This window comes from Actinokineospora pegani, assembly GCF_009745975.1.
In the GTDB taxonomy this organism is placed as follows: Bacteria; Actinomycetota; Actinomycetes; order Mycobacteriales; family Pseudonocardiaceae; genus Actinokineospora; species Actinokineospora pegani.
Genome location: NZ_WHOL01000056.1, coordinates 77032 through 100416, shown reverse-complemented (window position 1 = coordinate 100416; position 23385 = coordinate 77032). Strand labels below are relative to the sequence as shown.

Genomic DNA, 23385 nt, shown 5'->3' with positions numbered 1-23385 from the left:
GCCGTCGGCGAGGGCGTACACACCGGAGGAGGAGGCCACCGCGTCGGCGTTCACGTCGCGCGGGCCCTGGGCGCCCGCGGTCCGGGCGGTCGTGGTGGGCATCGGGACCTCCTCCTCATCGGGTGGTGTTCCACCAGAGTGGTCCCGGAGGCTGTGGATCTCCTGAGTCCTGGGTGCGGCGAACCTGTGAACTCAGTCGGCGACGGTCACGGTGGCGACGGAGTCGTAGAAGCACAGGTGGTCCTTGATCTGGGCGACGCTGTCGATCGGCTCGGGGTAGCCCCAGACCACGTCGTCGCGGCGCTCGCCGGGACCGGTGTAACTCCAGTAGGCGGCGACACCCTTGAACGGGCAGGTCGTCTGCGTGTCGGTGGGGGCGAGCAGGTCGGTGCGCACGTCCTCCGGCGGCAGGTAGTAGCGCACCGGCAACCCCGTCTCGAACACCAGCAACGGCCGGGTCGACTCGGCGACGGTCTCCCCGCCGATGGTGACGGTGACCTTCTGCGTGCCCTGCTTGACCTCGATGGTGTGGCCCTTGGCCATGCGGGAGTCCCTTCCGTGCGGAGTCAGTCCCCCTGGCAACGCCGCGCCGTGGGTCGGGATTCCCAGGCGGAGCACGCCGGTTGCGCGGCGTGGCCGATTTCCACCAGTCGGCGACCATGGATGCGGCGCCGGTGACAACGTGATGCGTCCACTCCTGGCAGCGGCCCAGTGCTATCGGGGGTTCACGGCCGTCCCGGGTCGGTACGTACTGATTCCCCCGCCCTTTCGATGACGGCCAAGCGCTTCTCGATGCGCGCAGCCGTCAGCATCTCGTGCTCGCGAAGCGCGATGGGTTCGTACTGGATTACCGATACATGATCGTCTTGGAAGTTAAGACGCGGTCGGCCAGCTTGCGAAGCGGTGGTCGCGGTGCCAGGCGAAGTAGGGCTCGGTCTCGGGGCGGTGGGCGGTGCAGCGGCGGCCGGCCAGGAGGGTCAGGTGTTCGGCGAAGCGGCCGGGGATGTGGTCGACCGTGTCGGCGATGCGGAGGAGGCCGTCGGGGGTGACGGTGACGAGGCCCAGTTCGTAGAGGGCGTCGCAGCCGAAGGCGCAGGCGAGCATGGCGACGTTGGCCAGGTCGCGGCGTTCGGTGTCGGTGCACTCGGAGCGCTGTTTGATGTGGGCCGCGACCAGGAGGCGCTTGGGGAAGACGTGGCCGCAGAGGGCGCAGTCGGCGTGGGCGCGGCCGTTGAGGAGGTGGGCGCGGAGGTCGCCCTGTTCGAGCCGGTACTTGACCAGCGTCATCTGGTCGAGGGTGGCGAACGTCTTCTCGCGGGGGCTGTCGGGGGTGGTCTTGGCCAGGGTGACGGTGGGTGGGGTGTCGTGGGTGGTGGTGCCGGGCAGGGCGGACAGCAGCGCGCCGAGGAAGGAGCTGTCGTGGCCGAACTGTTCCACCGACACCCGCACCGTGCCGCGGTGCCACAGCAGGTCGAGCGCGTCCTGCACCCAGGCGACCGGGACCCGCTCCCCCGCGGGCGACTTGCCGGTGGCGACGGTGACCGCGCCGTTGGCGAAGCCGACGATGCGGTTGACGGCGCGCCGGGAGATGGTCGGCAGCTCGACGCCGAGCAGCGGGGTCAGCACGTCCATCGCGTCGGGGGCCGTGCGCGGCGGGGCGGCCAGGTCGGCGGCCAGGCGGTCGGCGTCGGCGGGGGTGTAGCCGGGGACGGCGAGGGTCAGGCGCATGCGCTGGCGGTTGTCGCCGGTGGTGCTCTGCTCGCGGGTCAGGCGCATGCGCACCTTCTCCGGTTCGGCGTCGGCGCCCAGGACGAGGTGCTCGACGCCGAGGTCCTTGGTGTCGGTGGCGGCGGCGGTGATGACCGCGCGGCGCACGGCGAGCCTGCGCAGGAGGGTGGTCAGAGCCTCAATGTAGTCCGGATTGTCCGGTTCGGCGGGATCGATGACCAGCGTCAGCGTGTCGTCGCCCGGGGTGATGGTGAACTCGGCGATAAGGTCGCTGCCGTCAGAGCGTTTTGCGCGCACGAGATTTACTGATACACCACTGTTTCACTTGATGTGACGAGTGGCGGTGCGTGATCGAACGCCCGGGCCGCAAACACCGTGAGTGAGATGCGGACCTGCCATCCCACCATCGGGGGATGTCGTGGGAGCATCTGGCGCACGCGGGGAAGGAGGCTCCACCCGATGACCGACCGGACCGAGCAGATGGACGACCTGCAGTTGGTCGCCCTACCCAGTGCCGTGGGGTGCACGGAGATGTTCGTGCGCTTTTCCCTCACGGAGTGGAAGCTGCGATCGATGCGCGACGACGCCGGGGCGGTGGCGGCGGACCTGGCCAGGGCGGTCGTCGCGGCGGCCGACCCCGACCAACCGGGCATCATCACCGCTCGGGTGCGGCTGTCCGGTGGCAACCTGGTCATCGAACTGGAGTCCGCGCGGCCCGTCCAGGCGCCGACCGCGCCCCCCGGCGGGCGCAGCGGCGTGGACGACCTGGGCCCCGGCAGGCACATGCTGTGGACGATGATGCCGCTGCCCGGCGGGATGGACGCGGGCGCGGTCCCGCTGCCGCGCCGCCAGCGCAAGCCCTCCCCCGAGGCCGCCCGCCTGGCCGCCGAGGAAGCCGCGGGCACCCACCCGCCGGACCCCGACGTGCTCGGTCGGATCTTGTACGGCCTCAACAGCAGCAAGCACCAGAAGTAACCACCAGCTCACCGAGAGGGGTCGCGACCACGGTCGCGGCCCCTCTTCGGCGTGCGACCGGTCCCACGCGCCGTCCGATTCATCCCGGGATATGAGAATTCGCGAGTGGGACTCCGTCATCTCTTCGCAATCTCCTATCTATGCAGGCCAAAGCCATAACTTACACTTGATCTCACCCATACGGGCGATAACGAACGGAGTAATGAACGCAGCCAAACGGCGGTGGTTGTCGGATTCGCGCGGTAGGCGAATCGCTGACCGCCAACCAGCCGTAACGTGGTCGGGGTCTCAATCCGATGAAACCGTTAGACGGGGTCGCGCATCTGACCGATGCCCGCCCGACGACGACGACACGAGAGCCGCACCCAGGGGGAGCGATGAGCACCACCGACCCGAACGAACCCACCGACCTGAACCGCAGAGCGCTGGCGATGCTGCGCGCCGTGGCCGAGGGCCGCGCCCAGCTCGCTTGCAGCCGCGAGCCCGACCTCTACATCGACGGCGTGCCGTGCTGCGACCAGTTCACCGCGCACCTGCTCACGCACCAGGGGCTCGTCACCCCCGCCACCGGCCGCTTCGGCCAGCTGGTGCCCGCGACCCTGACGCCTGCGGGAACGGCGGCCGTGTCGGCCGCGCTGATCGCCGCCTGACGAGGTCGCTCGCGAACAAGCCCCCTTCACCGGGGGCTTTTCGCGTTTCCGGGCCCGCGCATCGCTCCAACCCCACCGCGCCTCCAGGGCGATCCTCAGCCCGTTCTACCGGCCCACCCCGATCAGTGCCCCGAAGTCGATCATGACTGTGGACAACTCCCGAGCGGCACTTTCGGTCCAGCGCACCGGGAACCGCGTGCGGTCAGGACTCCGCGCGGGTGGCGTGGAGCGAAACCGGGGCTGCGGAAGCAGTGTTGGGGCAGAGGTGAGACAAAAGGTCGCGGGAGCGGGTGAGCGGGCGCGGCCGTCGGCCCCCCGGTTTCCATGCTACCGACGGAGGACGACAGTTCTGGCTCGCCAGGGATGGGTTGTCCACAAGTCCCTGGTCAAGGAGCGGGGTGGGCGAACACTGGCCCGTGGGCTCGGTCGACGCCGGCGTCGGTCCACCACGTGAGGCGGGGGTGGGTGGTGATGCCGCCCGCGAGGATCGAGGTGCCGGTGGCGCGGACCAGCGGGAGCAGGTCGCGGATGGTGCGGGTGAACAGGGAGTCGGGGGCGGCGGCGTCGACGCGGGCGATGACGGCGGGGTCCAGGGCGACGGCGTGGACGGGGAGGTCCTCCAGGCAGGCCAGGTCGCCGCGGGCTCGGCCGAAGCCGGTGAGGACGGTGTGGACGTCCAGTTCCAGGAGGACGCCCAGGTTGTCCTCGGCGGGGCTGTCGCGTTCGCAGACGGCGGCGACGGGGATGCCCAGTTCCAGGGTGGGGCACAGGTCCAGGGCCGAGCGGACCGCGGCGATGAGGTCGGGGTCGGCGGCCTGTTCGGCGGTCAGCTCGACGTAGGGGCGGGGACCGCCGGGGGTGGCCCGCGCGGCGGCCTGGGTGAGCACCCAGTGGCCCAGGGGGACGCCCTGGCCGGTCTCGGCGATGAGGGCGCGGCAGCGGTCCTCGTCGATCAGGCCCAGGGTGGGGTGGTCCCAGCGCAGCCGGGCGCGGACGGCGGACTGCTCGCCGGAGGGGACGGACAGGACCGGCTCGCCGTCGACGCGCAGTTGGCCCTCCTCCCAGGCGCCGGGCAGGGAGGCGGCCAGGCGCAGGTGGGCGCGGCGGTCGCGGCTGGCGGCGGGGTCGACCAGGCCCCACTGGCGGCGGCCCTGGGTGGTGAGGGAGCGCAGCTCGATGTGGGTGGCGGCGAGCAGGTCCTCGGGCTGGGTGCCCGCCGCGGGCAGCCGGGCGACGGCGACGCTGGCGGAGGCGGCGATGCCGATGCCCTCGACCCAGACGGCCTCGGCGAGCACGGCGTTGATCTTGACGATGACGCCCCCGACGTCGGGGGTGTGCGGGAGCAGGACGGCGAACTCGTCCCCGGCGACGCGGGCGAGGACGGCGCCGCTGCCGTCGAACAGGTCGGTCAGCCGCAGGGCGGTGGCGTGCAGGAGGTGGTCGCCCGCCTCGCGGCCGACGCCGTCGTTGACCGCGGCGAGGTCGTCGAGGGCCAGGTGCAGCACGGTGACCTCGGCGCCGGACTCGAGCGCGTGCTCGAGCCTGCCGCCGAACGCGCCCCGGTTGAGCAGCCGGGTCAGCGGGTCGTGCGAGTCCTGGTAGCTGACCCGGTACTCCAGCAATCGCTGGTGGGTGATGTTGACGACCGTGGTGGCCAGCCGGGACGGCAGGCCGTCGCGGTCGAGCAGCGGGGTGACCGCGATGCGCACCCAGACCGGCTCGCCGTCGGCGGACTGGAAGCGGGTCTCCTCGTCGATCGAGGGGAAGGCGCCCCCGGCCAGCTCGGCGTAGCGGCTGAGCAGGTACCCGCGGTCGTCGGGGTGGAACAGGTCGGCGACGCGGCCGGACACCGCGCCCGGCCGGTGCTCGAGCATCGTCTCGAGGGCCTCGTTGACCCGCAGCACCGTGCCGTCGAGGTCGCTGAGGACCATCCCGGCGGCGGAGGCGGCGAACACCGCGTCGAACCGGGCCTCGCTCGCGGCCAGGTCGCGGGCGTCGTCGGCGCGGGCGCGCAGCATCGCGTCGCGGACGAGCTGCTGCTCGTCGAACACGCGCTCCTTGCACGCCTCGGCGAACCCGCTCGCGAACCAGCCGAGCACCGGCGACCAGGAGTCCGCCCCGGGCGCCAGCACGACCAGCGAGGCGCGCAGGCAGTCGGGGATGGCGAAGCCGGACTCGACGAGCGCGCGGCCGACCGCGGCGGCGGGCGCGGGGTCGTCGGCGCGCGCGTGCCGGTCGAGCTCGCCGAGGTGCGCGGCGAGTTCGGCCTCGACGGTCTCGCGCGGGCGCGGCAGGTAGATGACCTCGGCCAGCGCGGCCGCCCAGCGCACGGCCAGGTCGGCGCGCGGCGGGCTGGGCATGGTCGAACCTCGGTGCGGGGCAGGGGGCAGTGTCGGGATCACTGTGCACCCGATCGGGTGCCGAGTGCCAGACCCTCGCGAGTGTGCGGATCGACCGTCGATAGGCCGAACGGGTGGTTGGACACGGGCCGGGACGCCGTGGCGGGGTGGGCGGAGCACGTCCCGCCCCGGCGCGGGCAGGCTGAGCCGTGTTCCGGTGGTCTCGTTCGGTGAGTGTCGCGATCGAGGTGTCGCGGGAGCGGAGACGCCGGTACCGGTGCCTTTGTCCCGCGCCGCCGAGGGGCGCATCCGTTGCGGCTATTGCGAACACGGGCTTTCACAACACGGTCCGGCACGCCGAAGACGATCTTGCGGCGATCGGGGGGCGACCAACCGGGCTCCCGCCGACCGGTGGCGATCACGGAGCGCGACGCGCTTTGGTGACACATGCCACAGGTCGGCGTGGCGTGCTCACCGGCGGATGAGACCCGCCGCGGCCGCCAGCCGGGTGCTCGCGGCGGCCAGGTCGCGGGCCGCGGCGTCCTCGTCGACGTGGACCGGGCGCCCGTCGGCGAGGACCGCCCGGCCACCGACCAGCAGCAGTCGCAGCGGCGGCAGCGCCCCGAGGACGAGCGCGGCGACCGGGTCGGCGATGCCCGCGTGCGCGACGCCTGCGAGGTCCCACAGCGCGATGTCGGCGAGCTTTCCCGGTTCCAGCGAGCCCAGTTCGTCAGCCCGGCCCAGGCACAGCGCCCCGCCGAGGGTGCCCAGCCACAGCGCCTGCCGCACGTCGAGCGCGTCGGCCCCGCCCTGCATCCGGGCCAGGTAGGTCGCCTGGCGCAGCTCGCCGCCCAGCCCACCGTCCTCATTGGACGCGGCGCCGTCCGCGCCGAGGCCGACCGGGACCCCGGCGGCGAGCAGGTCGGCGATCCGGGCCGCGCCCGCGCCGAGCCGGGCGTTGGAGGTCGGGCAGTGCGCGACCCCGGTGCGGCCCGCCGCCAGCGCGGCGATGCCCGCGTCGGACAGGTGCACCCCGTGCGCGAGCCACACGTCCGGCCCGAGCCAGCCGGTGCGCTCGGCGTACTCGACCGGCGTGCAGCCGTACTCGGCCAGGCACTGGACCTCCTCGTCGAGCGTCTCGGCGAGGTGGGTGTGCAGGCGCACGCCCGCGGCCCGGCCCAGCTCCGCGGCCCCGGACATCAGCTCCGGGCTGACCGAGAACGGCGAACAGGGGCCCACGGCGACCCGGACGGCCGAGTCCGGGGCGGGGTCGTGCCAGCGGTCGATGGCGGCCTGGGTGCCCGCCAGGGCGCCGTCGGTCGTCTCGATGAGCGAGTCCGGGGGCAGGCCGCCGTGCGAGATGCCCCGGTCCATCGAGCCGCGCACGGCGTGCAGCCGGAGCCCGACCCCGGCGGCGGCGTCGACGGTGGCGCCGAGCAGGTCGCCGCCGTCGGCGGGGAAGACGTAGTGGTGGTCGGCGGCGGTGGTGCACCCGGTCTGCGCGAGCCGCAGCAGCCCGGCGGTGGCGGCGGCGCGGGTGATGTCCTCGTCGAGCCCGGCCCACACCGGGTACAGCTCGACGAGCCAGTTGAACAGGCTCGACTGCTGCGCGTACCCGCGGGTGGCCCACTGGTAGAGGTGGTGGTGGGTGTTGACCAGGCCAGGAGTGGCCAGGCACCCGCGCCCGTCGACGACGGTGTCCTGCGGACCGGGTGGGGACGGGCCCGCGCCGACGGCGGTGATCCGGCCGTCCTCGACCACCAGGTGCCCGTCGACGTACTCGGTGCCCGCGCCGTCGACGGTGGCGATCGCCGCGCCCTGGATGACCGTCCGGGTCACCACCAGGCGAGCCCGGCGTCCGGCGCGCCCTCGCGCAGGACGGCGCCCTCGATCAGGCCGTAGGGGCGGTCGGCGGCCAGGTAGACCTCGCCGGGGTTGTCCAGGCCGAACGGCTCCAGGTCGACCAGGAAGTGGTGCTTGTTGGGCAGCTCCAGGCGGATCTCGGCGAGGCCGTCGTCGCCGGAGAGCACGTACTGGCCCATGGCGTAGAGGGTCTGCTGCAGCGACATGCTGTAGGTGGAGGCGAAGGCGGTGAGCAGCCGCTCCTTGGCCCGGTCGAACGAGTCCTGCCAGTCGCGGGTCCCGGGCTCGCTGTGGCGCCAGTGCGCGGTCACGGCGGTCGCCAGGACGCGGTCGGAGGTCTCGGCGAGCGTGGTGTACCTGTCCTTGGGGAAGCCGTGGAACTCCGAGCCCGTGGTGTTCATGACGGTGAGGTCCCGCACCCCGGACACGACCCACGCGGTCTCGCCGTCGTAGGCGGCGGTGGCGGTGCGGGTGCCCGCGGCTTGGACGAAGGAGTGCCCGGTGACCGGGATGCGGTCCCAGGACGCCTGCTCGACCCGGACCCTGGCCCGCTCGATGGCGGGGGCGCTGTCGACGAAGTGCCTGGCCAGCCGCAGCGCGAAGTCCTCGATCTCGCCGACGCCGTCGCGGGCGAAGGCGTACACGGTGTTCTTCTGCGTGTCGGTGGGCAGCACGCCGGTGTTGTCGCCGCTGAGGTGCGTGGCGGCGAGGTCGCCCGCCAGCGTCGTGGTGACGGTGAGGTCGGTGATCGAGTGGGTGTCGCCGCGGTCGACGCGCACCAGCCGTGTCTCCGCCTTGCCGTACTGGTTCTCGCCGAGCTGGAACGTCATCAACTTCCCCGGTAGGTCGAGTAGCCGAACGGGCTGATCAGCAGCGGCACGTGGTGGTGCCCGGCGGCGGCCCGGAAGACCACGGCGACCTCCGGGAAGAACGCGTCCGGCCCCAGGTGCGGGCCGGTCTCGAAGGTCAGCCGGTGCGTGCCCGGCTCGACCTCCCACCCGGGGACCCGGCCGTCGGCGTCGGTGGCGTGCTCGGCGAGGCGCGCCCAGCCGGAGCCGTCGTGGCGGTCGTGGGCGATCCGCAGGCCCGCGACGGGCTTGCCGACGCTGGTGTCGAGCACGTGCGTGGACAGGGTCGTCCTCTCCGGCGTCGGTTTCTCAGACATCGGTGTCGACCAGCTTCCCGAGGCGCAGCTCCACGATCTTGGCCAGCTCGTCGCGGACGACGGCGCGCTCGGTCTCGTCGTCGTTGCTCAGCCGGTGGCGCAGCGCGGCCAGGACCGCCTCGACGGGCAGGCCGGTCGCGTAGACCAGGAACACGTGGCCGAAGCGCTCCTCGTAGCGGCGGTTGCCCTCGACCACGTCCGCGCGCAGCCCCTCGTCCGGGCTCTCCGCCGCCAACTGCTCCTGGCGCGACCAGGCGGACTCGCGGTCCTCGCCGCCCGTGCGCTCGCCCAGGCGTGGGTGGGCCTCGACCGCCTCGAGCACGTCGGGCCAGTCCAGCGCGGCGAGCACCTCGTTCGAGGCGGCGACGAGGTCGCCGAGGTCGGCGAACGGCCGCTGGGCCACGACGGCGTCGGCCCAGCGGCGGGACGCGCAGCAGGCCAGCAGGTCGGCGGTGCTGAGGGTGGAGAGGATGGCGGCCACCGGACCAGTCAACACCGGCTGGTGCGACCCGGCCAGTGCCGGAGGGCGGGAACACACCTCGGGGGGTGCGCCGCGCGCCCGGTTCCGGTTGACTGGTCGGGTGCCGACCGATGACCTGGTGTCGACCCTGCGGGTGACCGCCGTCGTCCGGCTCAGCCCGCACCTGGTCCGGGTGACCTTCGCCGGGGTGGGCCTGACCGGCACGGGGACCTGGCCCGACCAGCAGCTCAAGCTCTGCTTCCCGCGCGCGGGCCAGACCGAGCCGCGCGTCCCCGCCGCCGACCCGTCCGAGGTGATGCGCTGGTACCAGGCGTTCATGGCCATCCCCTCCGACGAGCGCCCGTGGATGCGCAGCTACACCGTCCGCGCCCACCGCGGCTCCGAGATCGACATCGACTTCGTCCTGCACCCCGACGCCGGTCCCGCGACCCGGTGGGCGGCCGGGGCCCAGGTCGGCGACGTGCTGGCGCGCTACGGGCCGTCCCGCGTCTACCACCAGGCGCTGCCCCCGGGCCCGGACCACCTGTTCGCGGGCGACCTGGCCGCCCTCCCGGCCATCGCGACCCTGCTGGACTCGCTGCCCGCGGCCGCCACCGCGCAGGCCTTCGTCGAGGTCCCCGCGCTCGACGACGCCCAGGACCTGTCGCGCCCGGTCACCTGGCTGCCCCGCGACGACGCGCCCGCGGCCGGGAGCACGCTGCTGCTCGACGCCGTCTCGAACGCCGAGGTCACCGCCGAGACGGTGGTCTGGCTGGCGGGCGAGGCCGGGATCGTCCGCTCCCTGCGCCGCCACCTCGTCGAGCGGGGTGTTCCCAAGTCCCGCATCCAGTTCACCGGCTACTGGCGCCACACCCTCACCCAGGACGACGCCCCCACGGCGGAGGACCTGGCCGAGGCCCAGGAGCGCGTCGCCCGCTAGGCGCCGTGACCGGGGGTGGCTGCTGAGCGCAGCCGGGCCTCGAACTCGGCTTCGTCGGCGGCGAACCAGAGCTGGGAGCCCCGGTTGCTCTCGGCGATGAACGCGCGCAGCGAGTCGGAGTCGAAGGCGGAGGTGTCGCCGACCACGGCGAGTTTGAGCCGGTAGTTGGCGAACTTCTGCGCGATCTCGCCCGCCACCCGGGTCTTGAGCGTGAAGAAGTCCGGTCCCAGCCGGGTCGCCGGGATCACGACCCACTCGGCCTCGGTCGCCCAGGCGTCGCCGATCAGGTCGGTCGCACCGGCGACGTCGAGGGTGGGGCCCTCGGCGGGCACGCGCAGGATCATGACTCCTCCAGGAACTCGAGCGCGGTGGCGGTCTGGTCGGGCAGCAGGTGCCCGGCGTCGACGACGTCCACGCGGGCGTGCGGGACCTCCGCGCGCAGCCGGCGGGCGGTCAGCGAGCCGTCGAGCATGGCGTCGTGGTCGCCGACCACCGCGAGCACCGGCATGGTCAGCGCCAGCGGGCCGAGCACCGGCACGTCCGCCCTCGGGCTGAAGTGCCGGAACACCAGCGACAGGTACTCGACCTGCGCGGGCGGCACCTCCCCCAGCGCCGCGCGCAGCGACATCCGCAGCCCGCGCTCGCCGAGGAGCTTGAAGAACACGGCCTTGAGGATGAACCCGGCGCGCATCCGCCCGAGGCCCGCCGGGTTGAGCAGCACCAGGCGCGTCACCCGGTCGGCCCGGCGCTGGGCGTAGTCCAGGACCAGCCACCCGCCGAGTGACATGCCGACGAAAGCCGCCTCCCGCACGCCCAACCCGCCGAGGACGTCGTCGAGCCAGTCGACGTGCTCGCCCATGGGCAGCCGGTTGTCGACGCTGAGCCCCGGCTCGCCGGGGATGTCGAGGGCGTAGACCCGGTGCCTGGCCGCCCACTCCCCGACCTGCCACATCGCCGTGTTGGCCCCGGAACCGTGCACCAGCACGACCACCGGGCCGTCCGCGGGACCGGCGGCGGCGACGAAGGTGTCGCCGAAGCGGGTCGGCACGGTGATCCGCTCGACGTCGCCGAGCATGTCCTCGTAGGCGGCGACGATCCTCTGGTCGATCACAGTTCCCCCCGCACGACGGCGATGAGCCGGAGGACGTCGGCGACTTCCTCCGCTGGTCCGAACAACACGATCCGCAGCCGGGAGCGCTCCGGGTCGTGCACCGTCTGCACGCGGACGGTCTCGACCCCGGACATGAGCAGCACGCCGAGCCGGTCGGCGCCCTTGCGGCTGAGGTGGTCCACCTGCACCACCGAGGTCACCTCGATCGACACCGGCCCCGATGGCTCGCCGGTGAACTCGGCGAGGTCGTCCTCGGCGACCCGGTACTGCTTGCCGATCCGCACGGCCTTGAGCCGACCGTCGCGCACGTACCCGCGCACGGTCCGCACGTGCAGGCCCAACCGCTCGGCCACCTGTTCCAACGACAACATCGACGCTCCCTAAACTTCCCTATATGACTCTATCAGCCATTAAGTAGGGAACAAAACGGAAGGCCCGCCGACCACGAGGGTCGACGGGCCTTCCAGGGGACCGAAGGGAGCTCTACGAGTAGGTCTCCCCGTTCTCCGCCTTCTCCACCAAGGAAGAAGGCGGTAGGAACCGGTCGCCGTAGGCGGCGGCCAGCTCGCGGGAGCGGGCGACGAAGCCCGCGACCCCGCCGGGGTAGTTGTCGATGTACTGGATCACGCCACCGGTCCAGGGCGGGAAGCCGATGCCGAAGATGGAGCCGATGTTGGCGTCCGGCACCGTGCGCAGCACGTCCTCGTCGAAGCACTTGACGGTCTCGAGCGCCTCGGCGAACAGCATCCGCTCCTGCATGTCGGCGAACGGGATCCCCGCGCCCGGCTTGCCGAACGCGTCGCCGAGCCCCGGCCACAGGCCGGCGCGCTTGCCCTCGTCGTCGTACTCGTAGAAGCCCGCGCCGGTCGAGCGGCCCTTGCGCTCGAACTCGTCGAGCATCCGGTCGATGACCCCGTCGGAGGGGTGGCCGGGCCACTCGCCGCCCGCGGCCTCGACGGCGGCCTTGGTCTCGTCGCGGATCTTGCGCGGCAGCGTGAGCGTCAGCTCGTCGAGGAGCTGCAGCGGCGGGGCCGGATACCCGGCCTGGATGCCCGCCTGCTCGATCGACGCCGGGACCAGGCCCTCGCCGACCATGGCGATGGCCTCGTTGATGAAGGTGCCGATCACGCGGCTGGTGAAGAACCCGCGGCTGTCGTTGACGACGATCGGGGTCTTCTTGATCTGCAGCGCGTAGTCGAACGCCTTGGCCAGCGCGGCGTCGGAGGTCTTCTCGCCGACGACGATCTCCAGCAGCGGCATCTTGTCGACCGGGGAGAAGAAGTGCAGGCCGATGAAGTCCTCCTGCCGCTTCACCCCCTCCGAGAGCAGGGTGATCGGCAGGGTCGAGGTGTTGGAGCCCAGCAGCGCGTCCGGCGCCACCAGGTCCTCGACCTCGCCGAAGACCTTCTTCTTCAGCTCGGGGGACTCGAACACGGCCTCGATGACCAGGTCGGCGCCCGCGACGTCGGCCGGGTCGGCGCTCGGGGTGATCCGGGCCAGGACCTCGTCGGCCTTGTCCTGGGTGAGCTTGCCCCGGCCCACGGCCTTGGCGAGGATCTTCTCCGAGTACGCCTTGCCCTTCTGCGCCGCCTCCAGGGTGACGTCCTTGAGCACGACCTCGATGCCCGCGCGGGCGCTGGAGTAGGCGATGCCCGCGCCCATCATCCCGGCGCCGAGCACGGCGACCTTGCGCGCGGTGTACTTCGCCGGGCCGTCCGGGCGCGACTTGCCCTTGGTGATGGCCTGCAGGTCGAAGAAGAAGGCCTTGATCATGTTCTTCGAGACCGGGCCGGTGACCAGGTCGACGAAGTACTGGGTCTCGATCTTGGTAGCGGTGTCGAAGTCGACCTGCGCGCCCTCGATCGCCGCGGCGAGGATGTTGCGCGGGGCGGGCATCGGCGCGCCCTTGAGCTGCTTGCGCAGGTTCGCCGGGAACGCGGGCAGCGTGGCGGCGAACGACGGGCTCGACGGGGTGCCGCCAGGGATCTTGAAGCCCTTGACGTCCCACGGCTGCTGGGCCTCGGGGTTGGCCCGCACCCACGCCTTGGCGCTGGCGATCAGCTCCTCCGGGGTCGAGACCAGCTCGTCGACCAGGCCCAACTCCTTGGCCTTGGCGGGCTTGTGCCGCTGGCCCTGGAGCAGGACGTTGAGCAGCGCGCTCTGGATGCCCAGCAGCCGCACCACGCGGGTGACGCCGCCGCCGCCGGGGAGCAGGCCCAGGCTGACCTCGGGCAGGCCGATCTCGCTGCCCTTGGCATCCAGCGCGACCCGGTGGTGGGCGGCCAGCGCGATCTCCAGGCCGCCGCCGAGCGCGGCGCCGTTGACCGCGGCCACGACCGGGCGGCCGAGCTGCTCGAGGCGGCGCAGCCGCGCCTTCATCTCGTCGACCTGCGCGGTGATCTCCGCGGCGTTCTCCGGGCCCGCCTTGGACAGCAGGTTGAGGTCGCCGCCCGCGAAGAAGGTCTTCTTGGCGGAGGTGACGACGACGCCGGTGATGCCGTCCTTCTCCGCCTCGAGCTTGTCGATGGTGGCGGAGAACGACTCCCGGAAGGTGTCGTTCATCGTGTTGGCCGACTGGTTGGGGTCGTCGAGGGTGAGGGTGACGATGCCGTCGCCGTCGACGTCCCACTTGATCATGTTCTCGGTCATGTCCCGGTGCCTCAGACTCGCTCGATGATGGTCGCCACGCCCATGCCGCCGCCGATGCACAGCGTCACCAGGCCCCGGCGGGCGCCGCGGCGCTCCAGCTCGTCGACGACGGTGCCGGTGATCATCGCGCCGGTGGCGCCCAGCGGATGGCCCATGGCGATGGCGCCGCCGTTGACGTTGATCTTCTCGTGCGGGATGTCCAGGTCCTTCATGAACTTCAGGACCACCGCCGCGAAGGCCTCGTTGAGCTCCCAGACGTCGATGTCGTCCGGGGTCAGGCCCGCCAGCCGCAACGCCTTCTGCGCGGCCGGGGTCGGGCCGGTGAGCATGATGGTCGGCTCGGCGCCGGTCACCGCCGCGGCCACGACGCGGGCGCGCGGGGTCAGCCCGGCGGCCTGCCCGGCCGCCTCGGTGCCGACCAGCACCACCGCGGCGCCGTCGACGATCCCGGAGGAGTTCGCGGCGGTGTGCACGTGGTTGATCTTCTCGACCCAGTGGTACTTCTGCAGCGCCACGGCGTCGAAGCCGCCCATCTCGCCGATGCCCGCGAAGGACGGGCCGAGCTTGCCCAGCCCCTCCACAGTGGACTCCGGGCGCATGTGCTCGTCGTGGTCGAGCAGGGTGATCCCGTTGCGGTCCTTGACCGGCACCACGGACTTGGTGAAGTACCCGGCCGACCACGCCGCCGCCGCGCGCTTCTGCGACTCGACGGCGTAGGAGTCGACGTCGTCGCGGGTGAAGCCCTCGGTGGTGGCGATCAGGTCGGCGGAGATGCCCTGCGGGACGAAGTAGCTCTCGTAGGAGGTCTCGGGATCCATCGCCCACGCGCCGCCGTCGGAGCCCATCGGCACCCGGGACATGGACTCCACGCCACCGGCGATGATCAACTGGTTCCAGCCCGCGCGGATCTTCTCGGCGGCGGTGTTGACCGCCTCCAGGCCCGAGGCGCAGAACCGGTTGAGCTGCACGCCCGCGACGGTGTCGGGCAGGCCCGAGGCGATGGCGGCGGTGCGCGGCAGCACCGAGCCCTGGTCGCCGACCGGGGACACGATGCCGAGCACGATGTCGTCGATCGTCGCCGGGTCGAGGTCGGGGTTGCGGGTCTTGAGCTCGTCGATCAGGCCGGTGACGAGGGTGATGGGCTTGACGCCGTGCAGGCTGCCGCTCTTCTTGCCACGGCCGCGCGGCGTGCGGATCGCCTCGTAGATGAAGGCTTCGTTACTCACGCTCGTCCAGTCCTTCCGACGGTACGTGTGCGCTAATGACGATTCACATTCTGCCCCGAATCCGCAGCTTGTCAATGTCGCAGGCCGACCATAAAGTGCAACGGACAGCTCACACGGGAGGAGATTTGGTGACCGGCGCCAGGCCGCGCAACCGCAAGCAGCTCCTCGCCGTCGCCGCGGCCGGGCTGTTCGCCCGCGACGGGTTCCACAACGTCGGCGTCGGCGACATCGCCGCCGCGGGCGGGGTGACCGCCTCCGCGCTCTACCGGCACTTCCAGAACAAGCAGGACGTCCTGGGCCATGTGCTGCTGACCGGGGTCGACGAACTGGCCGACCGGCTGCGCGCCGCGGTCGGCGGCCTGGCCGACGACCCCGGCCACAGGCTGGGCCCGCTGCTGCTGGCCGCCGCCGAGGTCTCCGTCGAGCACCGCGAGCTGACCGCGCTGTGGCGCTGGCAGGGCAGGCACATGCGCGAGGCCGACCAGAAGGACCTGCGCGGCCGAGCGGGCAGCCTGCTCACCGACTGGCTGGCCGGGCTGCGGGCGCTGCGCCCCGGTCTCGACGCGGGGCAGACCCAGCTCCTGTGCTTCGCGGCGCTGAGCGTGTTCGGCAGCGTCGGCGACCACCACGCCACCCCGCGCGCGGGGTTCGCCGAGCTGCTCGCCCGGCTCGCCCGCGCCGTGGTCCACACCGACCTGCCCACCGCCCGGCCCCGCTCGGACGAGTGGCGCACCCGGGTCGCGCCGCCGCCCTCGCGCCGCGAGGAGCTGCTGACCGCGGCCACCCGGCTGTTCCGCGAGCACGGGTTCCACGCGGTGAGCATGGACGACATCGGCGCGGCGACCGGGATCGCGGGGCCGAGCGTGTACCGGCACTTCGCGGGCAAGTCCGAGCTGCTGCTGGCCGCGTCCCGGCGGATGGCCGACCGGCTCACCCTGGGCCTCGAGGACGCCCTGGCCACCGCCGCCGACCCCGCGGACGCCCTGGGCCGCCTGGCCCGCTCCTACGTCGACACGGTCCTGCGGTCCGACGACCTGATCGCCGTCTACACCACCGAGCTGGCCAACCTGCCCGAGCGCGACAGCCGCGAGCTGCGGGCGATGCAGCGCGGTTACGTCGCCGAATGGGTGCGCCTGTCGCGTTCGGTCTCCCCGGAGCTGGACGAGGCCACGGCGCGCGTGGCGGTGCACGCCGCGCTGACGGTCGTCAACGACATCCCGCGGACCGCCCGGTTCGCCGACCGCCCCGGACTGGCCGCCGAACTGGCCGCGATCGCGGCGGCGGTGCTCGCGGCGGCCGGGGCAGCGGCGGAACGGTCATAGCCCCCTTACTCGAATAGCGACACTACTTCCCCCGCGTCCCCCGGCCGCGGTGGCGGCTTCCCGCACTCCGTTCACCGCGCGGTGGGCCCGCCAGTAGAGTCCGGAGTTCTTCTCGGACTCGGCGGGAGTGGACGTGGGGTTGCTCGACCGGTGGACCCGGGACCGGCAGTGGCCGTCGGCTGAGCTGGCGGCGGCCCCGGCGGGCCTGCTCGCCGTGCCTGGCGACGCGGGCCCGCCGCTGGTGGGCTACGGCCAGCTCCCGTTGCGGGACCCCGGGTTCACCGTCGAGCGGGTCGAGCGGCACGGGCCCGTGTCGTGGGTGGCGGCGGCGGGGTCGCGGGTCGTGCTCGTGGCCGGGGCGGAGGCGGCCGCCGAGCTGCTCGCCGACCGGGGCCGCGCGTTCAGCCAGTCCGGCTGGCCCGCCCCGCACGCCAACACCGGCCTGCTCGCCCGCGACGGCGACGACCACCTGCACCACCGCCGACTGCTGCAGGAGGCCTTCACCGCCGACCGGGTGGCGGCCTACCTGCGCCGCGTGGACGACATCGCCAAGCGCGACGTGCCGCGCTGGTCGTCGGGCCCGCTGGTGCCCCGGCTGCGCGACCTCGCCGACTCCGTCACCACCGGGGTCCTGCTCGACGGCGCCTCCGCCCCGCTGGCCGAGGTCCCGGCCCGCCGCCGCGGCAACGGCGACGACCTGCTCACCGCGCTGTGCCAGGCCCGCACCCCCGAGGGCCACATGCTCACCGACGCCGACGTCGTCGACCACCTCGACCTGCTCACCCGCACCGCCGCCCAGACCCTGGTCACCGCGGTGGCCTCGGCCGTGCTGCACCTGGGCCGCGACCCCGAGTGGCAGGACCGGGCCCGGGTCGAGTGCCTGTCGGTCGACCCGCCCTCGGTCGACCGGCTCGCGGGCCTGACCGCGCTCGACCTGGTCACCAAGGAGGCCCTGCGCCTGGCCGCCCCGGTGCCGCACCTGCTGCGGCGGGCGGTCCGCGAGACCTCGTTGCAGGGCCGCCACATCCCGGCGGGCACGCTGGTCGCGTTCTCGGTCTGGGCCACCCACCACGCACCGGCCACGTGGACCGAACCGTCCACTTTCGACCCGGACCGGTTCGGCGACGGGCGGAGGGAGGAGCGGGCGCACCCGTTCGCGTGGCTGCCCTTCGGCGGCGGCGCGCACAAGTGCCTGGGCACGTACTTCGGGCTGCACGAGGTGAAGGCCGTCCTGCACGCGATCCTGCGCTCGCACCGGTGGGCGCTGCCGCGCGAGTACGCGCCGCAGTGGCGCTGCTCGCCGAACCCGCTGCCCACCGACAACCTCCCCGTGGTCTTCGAGGCCGTCTGAGACGGGCGGCACCCGGTTCTAGGCCAGCCCGCTGATGATCCGGCGCAGGGTGGCGTGGTCCTCGGTGAGGATCGAGCGGACCGCCTCAACGGTGGCGGGGTCGGCCTTCTCCGGGGCGCCCGCGTCGAAGGGCGGGGCGGGGTCGTACTCGAGGACGAGCTGGGCGAAGCGGGCTCGGTCGTCGCCCGCGAGCTCAGCCAGGACGGTCAGGCCGAAGTCGATGCCCGCGGTGACACCGCCGCCGGTGACGCGGTTGCGGTCGACCACGACCCGCTCGGCCACGCACTCGGCGCCCATCGGGGCGAGGTGCTCCCGGAACGCCCAGTGCGTGCCCGCGCGGTAGCCCCGCAGCAGGCCCGCCGCGGCGAGGATGAGGGAGCCGGTGCACACCGAGGTGACGTAGCGGGCCCGGGAGCCCCGGTCGGCCAGGAAGTCGAGGACCTCGGGGTCGGCGATCGCGTCCGACGTGCCCGCCCCACCGGGGACGAACAGGACGTCGACGTCGGCGGGGCAGTTCGCGAGCGTGGTGGTGGGCAGGATCTTCATGCCGCTGTCGGTCTCGACGGGGTCGAGGTCCTTCCAGACCAGGTGCACGTCCATCGCCCACGACCAGACGGCGTGCGGCCCGACCAGGTCGAGGTTGGTGAGGCCGGGGTAGAGCAGCATCGCGACTACAGGGCGGTCGGGCGCCATGGGCGGGCCTCCTCGGTGGTTGTGTCCCAGCCGAGTATCGGCCCGGGTCCGGTGATCGAAGTAGTGGCACGAAGGCCAACTTGTTCTAAGATCGCGCCATGCACCGGGTGGCGGTCCTCGCGCAGGAGGGGGTCGTCGCCCTCGAGCTGGCGACCGCCGTCCAGGTGTTCGAGGCCGCGAACGTGCGGCTGGGCGCTGACGCGTACGAGGTGGGGGTCGCGGGCGACGGCGACTGGGTCGCGAGCGCGTCGCTGTCCGGGCCGTCCTCGTTCGCCGTGCGCCCGGAATACGACTGGCGGTGGGCGGCGCGGGCGGACACCGTCGTGGTCCCCGCGCACACGTCGTTCCTGGACCCCCCACCCGAACACGTCCTCGAGCTGCTCCTCGCCGCGCACGAGCGGGGCGCCCGGATCGCCTCGCTGTGCGCGGGCGCGTTCACCGTCGCGGCCACCGGACTCCTCGACGGCAGGCCCGCGACCACGCACTGGTACTGGTGCGCGGAGTTCGCGCGGCGCCACCCCGCGGTGCTGCTGTCCCCGAAGAGCCTGTTCGTCGGCCAGGACGGGGTCTACAGCGCGGCAGGCGTGACCGCCGCCCTGGACCTCTGCCTGCACCTGGTGGAGCTGGACCGGGGAGCCGCCGTCGCGGCCGGGGTGGCCCGCATGCTGGTCGCCCCCGTCCGACGAGACGGGGGCCAGTCGCAGTACATCGCCTACGACACCCCCGCGCGGCCCGACGAGCTGGCCGCGACGCTGCACTGGGCGGAGGAGCACCTCGCCGAGGACCTCAGCCTCGCCGACCTCGCCCGCCAGGCCGCGATGAGCCAGCGCACCTTCAGCCGCCGCTTCGCCGCGGGCGTCGGGACGACCCCCATGCACTGGCTGCTGCGCACCCGGATCCGCCGCGCGCAGGAACTCCTGGAGAGCACCGACCTCTCGGTCGACCGCATCGCCCACGACGTCGGCTTCCGCTCCACGTCGACGTTCCGCCACCACTTCGGCCGCCTCACCGAGACCACCCCGCAGCGCTACCGGCGCGCGTTCAGCACCGGCCGTTAACTCTCCGGGTCCGTGGCGAGGGCGGCGGAGAGCATGGCCGACCACTGGGCGAGGACGCGGCGGCGGCGGTTGGTGTCGTCGGTGAGGGTGTTGGCCAGACCGAGGCCGCGGGCGAGGTCGAGGGTGGCCTGGACGGCGGCGCGGACGCCGGGGTGGGACTCGTCGGCGGCGAGCGCCTCGAGGGTGAGGCGGTGGGTCTCGCGGCCGACCTTGGCCTCGAGGGGGACGACGCGGGCCTTGAGCAGGGGGTCGGAGGCGGCGGCGACCCAGAGTTGCAGGGCGGCGCGGAAGAGCTTGCCGGTGAACATCTCACCGAGGGTGGTGACGACGGCCTCGGTGCGGTCCTCGCCCGGGGGCAGGTTGGGCAGGTCGGCGCGCAGGTGGGCCAGGCGTTCCTCGGTGACGTAGTCGATGGCGGCGGTGAACAGGTCCTCACGGGTCGGGAAGTGGTGCTGAGCGGCGCCGCGGGAGACACCGGCGCGCTCAGCGACCACCGACACCGTGCTGCCGGACCAGCCGACCTCGGCCAGGCAGTCCACGGCGGCCGCCAGCAACCGCTGCCGGGTCGCCCGGCTGCGGTCCTGGCGCGGCTCGCGGACCACCTCGGCCACCGTCGGCCTCCTCACGGGTCTCGGGTTCACGGCGCACGGACCCGGCCATCCTGCCGGCCAGGGCCGCCCTAGTAGGACTTCGGGAGGCCCAGGGAGAACTGGGAGATGAAGTTGAGGATCATCTCCCGGCTCACCGGGGCGATCCGGCTCAACCGGGACGCCGCGACCAGGGCGCCGAGGCCGTACTCGCTGGCCAGGCCGTTCCCGCCGTGGGTCTGCACGGCCGCGTCGACCGCCTTGACCACGGCCTCGCCCGCGGCGTACTTGGCCATGTTCGCCGCCTCGCCCGCGGCCATGTCGTCGCCGGAGTCGAACAGGGCGGCGGCCTTCTGGGTCATCAGCTTCGCGAGTTCCAGCTCGACCTTGGCGTGCGCGAGCGGGTGGGCCACGGCCTGGTGCGCGCCGATCGGGTCCTTCCACACCGTGCGGGTCTTGGCGTACTCGACGGCCTTGTCCAGGGCGAAGCGGCCCATGCCGATGGCGTAGGAGGCGGCCATGATCCGCTCGGGGTTGAGCCCGGCGAACAGTTGCATCAGCGCCGCGTCCTCCGAGCCGACCAGCGCCTCGGCGGGCAGGTGCACGTCGTCGATGAAGACCTGGAACTGGTCGTCGGGGGCGATGATGTCCATCTCGATGCGGTGGTAGCTGAACCCGGGGGTGTCGGTGGGCACCACGAACAGCACCGGCTTGAGCTTGCCGGTCTTGGCGTCCTCGGTGCGCCCGACCACCAGCACCGAGTGCGACTCGTCGACGCAGGAGATGTAGACCTTGCGCCCGTTGAGGACCCAGCCGTCGCCGTCGCGGCGGGCGGTGGTGGTGAGCCGGTGGGAGTTGGAGCCCGCGTCGGGCTCGGTGATGGCGAAGGCCATGCGCAGCGAGCCGTCGGCGAACCCGGGCAGCCACCGCCCCTTCTGCTCGGCGGTGCCGAAGCGGGCGATGATCGTGGCGCAGATGGCGGGCGAGACGACCATCTGCAGCAGGCCGGTCCCGGTGGCGCCCAACTCCTCGCACACCGCGGCCAGGTCGCCGATGCCGCCGCCCCCGCCGCCGTACTCCTCGGGCACGTTGACCCCGAGGTAGCCCAGCCGCCCGGCCTCGTCCCACAGCTCGGGGGTGTGCCCGCCCGCGCGGGCGGCCTTGAGCGTGTACTCGTGGCCGTACTTGCGCCCCAGCTCGGCGACGGCGCGGCGCAGCGCCTGCCGCTCCTCGGTCTCGGTGAAGCTGGTCATGACCCCTCCTGTTCTGCCGCGCGCACCACGGCGAGCACGCGGCCGACGTCGACCTGGTCCCCCACGGCCACCGGCAACTCGTCGACCACCCCGTCGGCGGGGGCGACGATGCGGTGCTCCATCTTCATGGCCTCCAGCCACAGCAGCGGCTGCCCGGCGGCCACGGTGTCGCCGACCCGGGCGGCGACGCGCACGACCGTTCCCGGCATCGGCGCGAGCAGCGACCCGGCGGCCACCTGGTCGGCCGGGTCCGGGAACCGCTCCACCACCGACAGCGCGACGGGCCCGAGCGCGGACTCCACCCACACCGACCGGCCCGCGACTGCCACCGCGAACCGCCGCAGCACCCCGCCGACCTCCAGCGCGACCTCGTCCGGCGCGGCCGAGACCAGTGTGGCGCCGGGGAAGCCGTCGGCCACCAGGCCGGCGCGACTGACCCGGTAGCGGATCTCGTGCTCGCCGCGGACGCCGGTGTAGGACTTGACCTGGGGCTGGGAGACGACGTTGCGCCACCCGCCGGGCACCCGCCCGAGCACGGGCGCGGCGACCCGGTTGGCCTCGGCGTCGGCCAGTGCGGCGGCGAGCGCGGACAGCGCCTCGGTGTCCTCGTCCGCCAACGGCGCGGCGAGCGCGGCCAGGCCGTGCCGGTCGAAGAACGCGGTGTCGGTGTCCCCGGCGAGGAACGCGGGGTGGCGCAGCACGCGCACGAGCAGGTCGCGGTTGGTCACCACGCCGTGCAGCCGGGCCTTGGCGAGCGCCCCGCCCAGCGCCCGCGCGGCCGCGGTCCGGTCGGGCGCCCAGGCGATGACCTTGGCCAGCATCGGGTCGTAGTGCACGCCGACGACCGAGCCGGACTCGACGCCGGAGTCCAGTCGCAGCCCGCGCGGCCCGGGGCAGGCGAACTCGGCGGTGGCGCCGGGGACCTCGAACCGGTGCAGGGTCCCGCTCTGCGGCCGCCAGTCCAGCGCGGGGTCCTCGGCGTAGAGCCGGACCTCGATGGCGTGCCCCGTGGTGGCGGGCGGCCGCGGGTCCAGCGGCGCGCCTTCGGCGACCGACAGTTGCAGGGCGACCAGGTCGAGGCCGGTGACGCACTCGGTGACCGGGTGCTCGACCTGCAGCCGGGTGTTCATCTCCAGGAAGTAGAAGCGGCCGGAGTCGTCGGCGAGGAACTCCACGGTGCCCGCGCCCTCGTAGCCGATCGCGGCGGCGGCCTTGCGGGCGGCGTCGAACAGCGTGTCCCGCATCCCCGCGATCCGCTCGACCAGCGGGGACGGCGCCTCCTCGACGACCTTCTGGTGCCTGCGCTGGATGGAGCACTCCCGCTCCCCCACCGCCCACACCGTGCCGTGCCGGTCGGCCATGACCTGGACCTCGATGTGGTGGCCCGTCTCGAGGTACGGCTCGACGAACACCGTCGGGTCGCCGAACGCGGACGCCGCCTCGGACCGGGCCGCCTCGACCTCCCCCGCCAGCGCGCCCAGCTCCCGCACGACCCGCATCCCGCGCCCGCCACCGCCCGCGGAGGCCTTGACCAGCAGGGGCAGGTCGTCCTCGGTCGGGTCGGCGAGGTCGGCGAGCACGGGCACGCCCGCGGCCGCCATCAGCCGCTTGGACTCGATCTTCGACCCCATGCTCTCGATCGCCTCGACCGGCGGTCCCACCCAGGTCAGCCCGGCCCCGATCACCGCGCGGGCGAACGCGGCGTTCTCCGACAGGAACCCGTATCCGGGGTGCACGGCGTCGGCGCCCGCGTCGAGCGCGGCCTGGATGAGCAGGTCCGAGCGCAAATAGGTCTCGCTCGGCGACGCGCCGGGGAGCCGCACGGCGGCGTCGGCCTCGCGGACGTGCGGGGAGTCCGCGTCGGCGTCGGAGTAGACGGCGACCGTGGCGATGCCGAGGTCGCGGGCGGTCCGGAAGACGCGGCGGGCGATCTCGCCGCGGTTGGCGACCAGGAGGGAGGTGATGGGGGTGGGCGGGGTCATCGCGGGGTGGCTCCCTTCTGGGTCCGGTGGCGC

The 23385-nt window shown here is 73.2% G+C and carries 22 protein-coding genes; 6 read left to right on the top strand and 16 right to left on the bottom strand.

Annotation, left to right across the window (positions count from 1 at the left end):
- Window positions 1–192: 192 nt before the first annotated feature.
- Together GCL84_RS06295 and GCL84_RS06290 are read right to left on the bottom strand one after the other, a co-directional pair.
- The gene (locus tag GCL84_RS06295; protein ID WP_156754401.1) at window positions 193–543 is read right to left on the bottom strand and encodes a DUF427 domain-containing protein; all 351 of its coding nucleotides are present in this window, start codon (window positions 541–543) and stop codon (window positions 193–195) included.
- Between the two features lie 330 nt (window positions 544–873).
- Window positions 874–2025, bottom strand: coding sequence for a hypothetical protein (locus GCL84_RS06290; RefSeq protein WP_156754400.1), 1152 nt, complete (start codon window positions 2023–2025; stop codon window positions 874–876).
- Window positions 2026–2187: 162 nt separating this feature from the next.
- On the opposite strand from GCL84_RS06290, the gene GCL84_RS06285 reads away from it, so the two are divergent.
- On the top strand, window positions 2188–2703 hold the full coding sequence (locus GCL84_RS06285) for an ATP-binding protein (RefSeq protein WP_156754399.1): 516 nt from the start codon (window positions 2188–2190) through the stop codon (window positions 2701–2703).
- Between the two features lie 377 nt (window positions 2704–3080).
- Window positions 3081–3353, top strand: a complete 273-nt coding sequence (locus GCL84_RS06280; protein ID WP_156754398.1) for a hypothetical protein — start codon at window positions 3081–3083, stop codon at window positions 3351–3353.
- A 386-nt stretch (window positions 3354–3739) separates the two neighbouring features.
- Here GCL84_RS06280 and GCL84_RS06275 read toward each other — a convergent pair whose 3' ends face one another.
- The 5 genes from GCL84_RS06275 to uraD all read right to left on the bottom strand — a co-directional run bounded on the left by GCL84_RS06275 (window position 3740) and on the right by uraD (window position 9201).
- Window positions 3740–5713 carry an EAL domain-containing protein gene (locus GCL84_RS06275; RefSeq protein ID WP_156754397.1) on the bottom strand — a complete coding sequence of 658 codons (1974 nt, stop codon included), beginning with the start codon at window positions 5711–5713 and terminating at the stop codon, window positions 3740–3742.
- Window positions 5714–6163: 450 nt separating this feature from the next.
- On the bottom strand, window positions 6164–7534 hold the full coding sequence (locus GCL84_RS06270; protein ID WP_407924371.1) for an 8-oxoguanine deaminase: 1371 nt from the start codon (window positions 7532–7534) through the stop codon (window positions 6164–6166).
- Window positions 7528–8385, bottom strand: coding sequence for a factor-independent urate hydroxylase (pucL, locus tag GCL84_RS06265; RefSeq protein WP_156754396.1), 858 nt, complete (start codon window positions 8383–8385; stop codon window positions 7528–7530). Before pucL ends, GCL84_RS06270 begins: the two co-directional genes overlap by 7 nt.
- The gene (gene uraH / locus GCL84_RS06260; RefSeq protein WP_156754395.1) at window positions 8385–8720 is read right to left on the bottom strand and encodes a hydroxyisourate hydrolase; all 336 of its coding nucleotides are present in this window, start codon (window positions 8718–8720) and stop codon (window positions 8385–8387) included. Before uraH ends, pucL begins: the two co-directional genes overlap by 1 nt.
- Window positions 8713–9201: a 2-oxo-4-hydroxy-4-carboxy-5-ureidoimidazoline decarboxylase gene (gene uraD / locus GCL84_RS06255; protein WP_235926029.1), complete on the bottom strand. Its 489-nt coding sequence runs from the start codon at window positions 9199–9201 to the stop codon at window positions 8713–8715. Before uraD ends, uraH begins: the two co-directional genes overlap by 8 nt.
- A 100-nt stretch (window positions 9202–9301) precedes the next feature.
- Here uraD and GCL84_RS06250 point away from each other — a divergent pair, with 100 nt between their 5' ends.
- Window positions 9302–10120, top strand: coding sequence for a siderophore-interacting protein (locus GCL84_RS06250; RefSeq protein WP_235926028.1), 819 nt, complete (start codon window positions 9302–9304; stop codon window positions 10118–10120).
- On the opposite strand, the gene GCL84_RS06245 is transcribed toward GCL84_RS06250, so the two are convergent.
- The 5 genes from GCL84_RS06245 to GCL84_RS06225 form a co-directional block, all read right to left on the bottom strand.
- Window positions 10117–10464, bottom strand: a complete 348-nt coding sequence (locus GCL84_RS06245) for a DUF4180 domain-containing protein (RefSeq protein WP_156754392.1) — start codon at window positions 10462–10464, stop codon at window positions 10117–10119. The genes GCL84_RS06250 and GCL84_RS06245 overlap by 4 nt on opposite strands.
- Entirely contained in the window at window positions 10461–11231 is a 771-nt protein-coding gene (locus tag GCL84_RS06240; RefSeq protein ID WP_156754391.1) for an alpha/beta fold hydrolase, read from the bottom strand. The genes GCL84_RS06245 and GCL84_RS06240 overlap by 4 nt, the downstream gene beginning before the upstream one ends.
- Window positions 11228–11602, bottom strand: a complete 375-nt coding sequence (locus tag GCL84_RS06235; RefSeq protein ID WP_156754390.1) for a helix-turn-helix domain-containing protein — start codon at window positions 11600–11602, stop codon at window positions 11228–11230. Before GCL84_RS06235 ends, GCL84_RS06240 begins: the two co-directional genes overlap by 4 nt.
- A 112-nt stretch (window positions 11603–11714) precedes the next feature.
- Entirely contained in the window at window positions 11715–13880 is a 2166-nt protein-coding gene (locus GCL84_RS06230) for a 3-hydroxyacyl-CoA dehydrogenase NAD-binding domain-containing protein (protein ID WP_156754389.1), read from the bottom strand.
- 11 nt (window positions 13881–13891) lie between these two features.
- Window positions 13892–15106, bottom strand: coding sequence for an acetyl-CoA C-acetyltransferase (locus GCL84_RS06225; RefSeq protein WP_156754388.1), 1215 nt, complete (start codon window positions 15104–15106; stop codon window positions 13892–13894).
- 128 nt (window positions 15107–15234) lie between these two features.
- Here GCL84_RS06225 and GCL84_RS06220 point away from each other — a divergent pair, with 128 nt between their 5' ends.
- Together GCL84_RS06220 and GCL84_RS06215 are read left to right on the top strand one after the other, a co-directional pair.
- On the top strand, window positions 15235–16428 hold the full coding sequence (locus tag GCL84_RS06220) for a TetR/AcrR family transcriptional regulator (protein ID WP_235926027.1): 1194 nt from the start codon (window positions 15235–15237) through the stop codon (window positions 16426–16428).
- Window positions 16429–16561: 133 nt separating this feature from the next.
- Window positions 16562–17779, top strand: a complete 1218-nt coding sequence (locus GCL84_RS06215; protein ID WP_197523047.1) for a cytochrome P450 — start codon at window positions 16562–16564, stop codon at window positions 17777–17779.
- Between the two features lie 18 nt (window positions 17780–17797).
- Here the strand turns inward: GCL84_RS06215 and GCL84_RS06210 are convergent, their stop codons facing one another.
- The gene (locus GCL84_RS06210) at window positions 17798–18472 is read right to left on the bottom strand and encodes a DJ-1/PfpI family protein (RefSeq protein WP_156754385.1); all 675 of its coding nucleotides are present in this window, start codon (window positions 18470–18472) and stop codon (window positions 17798–17800) included.
- Between the two features lie 98 nt (window positions 18473–18570).
- On the opposite strand from GCL84_RS06210, the gene GCL84_RS06205 reads away from it, so the two are divergent.
- Window positions 18571–19530 carry a GlxA family transcriptional regulator gene (locus GCL84_RS06205; RefSeq protein ID WP_156754384.1) on the top strand — a complete coding sequence of 320 codons (960 nt, stop codon included), beginning with the start codon at window positions 18571–18573 and terminating at the stop codon, window positions 19528–19530.
- Here the strand turns inward: GCL84_RS06205 and GCL84_RS06200 are convergent.
- The 3 genes from GCL84_RS06200 to GCL84_RS06190 form a co-directional block, all read right to left on the bottom strand.
- A complete protein-coding gene (locus GCL84_RS06200) occupies window positions 19527–20132 on the bottom strand; it encodes a TetR/AcrR family transcriptional regulator (RefSeq protein ID WP_197523049.1) in 606 nt (201 codons plus the stop codon). The genes GCL84_RS06205 and GCL84_RS06200 overlap by 4 nt on opposite strands.
- A 77-nt stretch (window positions 20133–20209) precedes the next feature.
- On the bottom strand, window positions 20210–21370 hold the full coding sequence (locus GCL84_RS06195) for an acyl-CoA dehydrogenase family protein (RefSeq protein ID WP_156754382.1): 1161 nt from the start codon (window positions 21368–21370) through the stop codon (window positions 20210–20212).
- Complete coding sequence (locus GCL84_RS06190; RefSeq protein WP_156754381.1) at window positions 21367–23352, bottom strand: acetyl/propionyl/methylcrotonyl-CoA carboxylase subunit alpha; 1986 nt, start codon at window positions 23350–23352, stop codon at window positions 21367–21369. The genes GCL84_RS06195 and GCL84_RS06190 overlap by 4 nt, the downstream gene beginning before the upstream one ends.
- Between the last annotated feature and the right edge of the window lie 33 nt (window positions 23353–23385).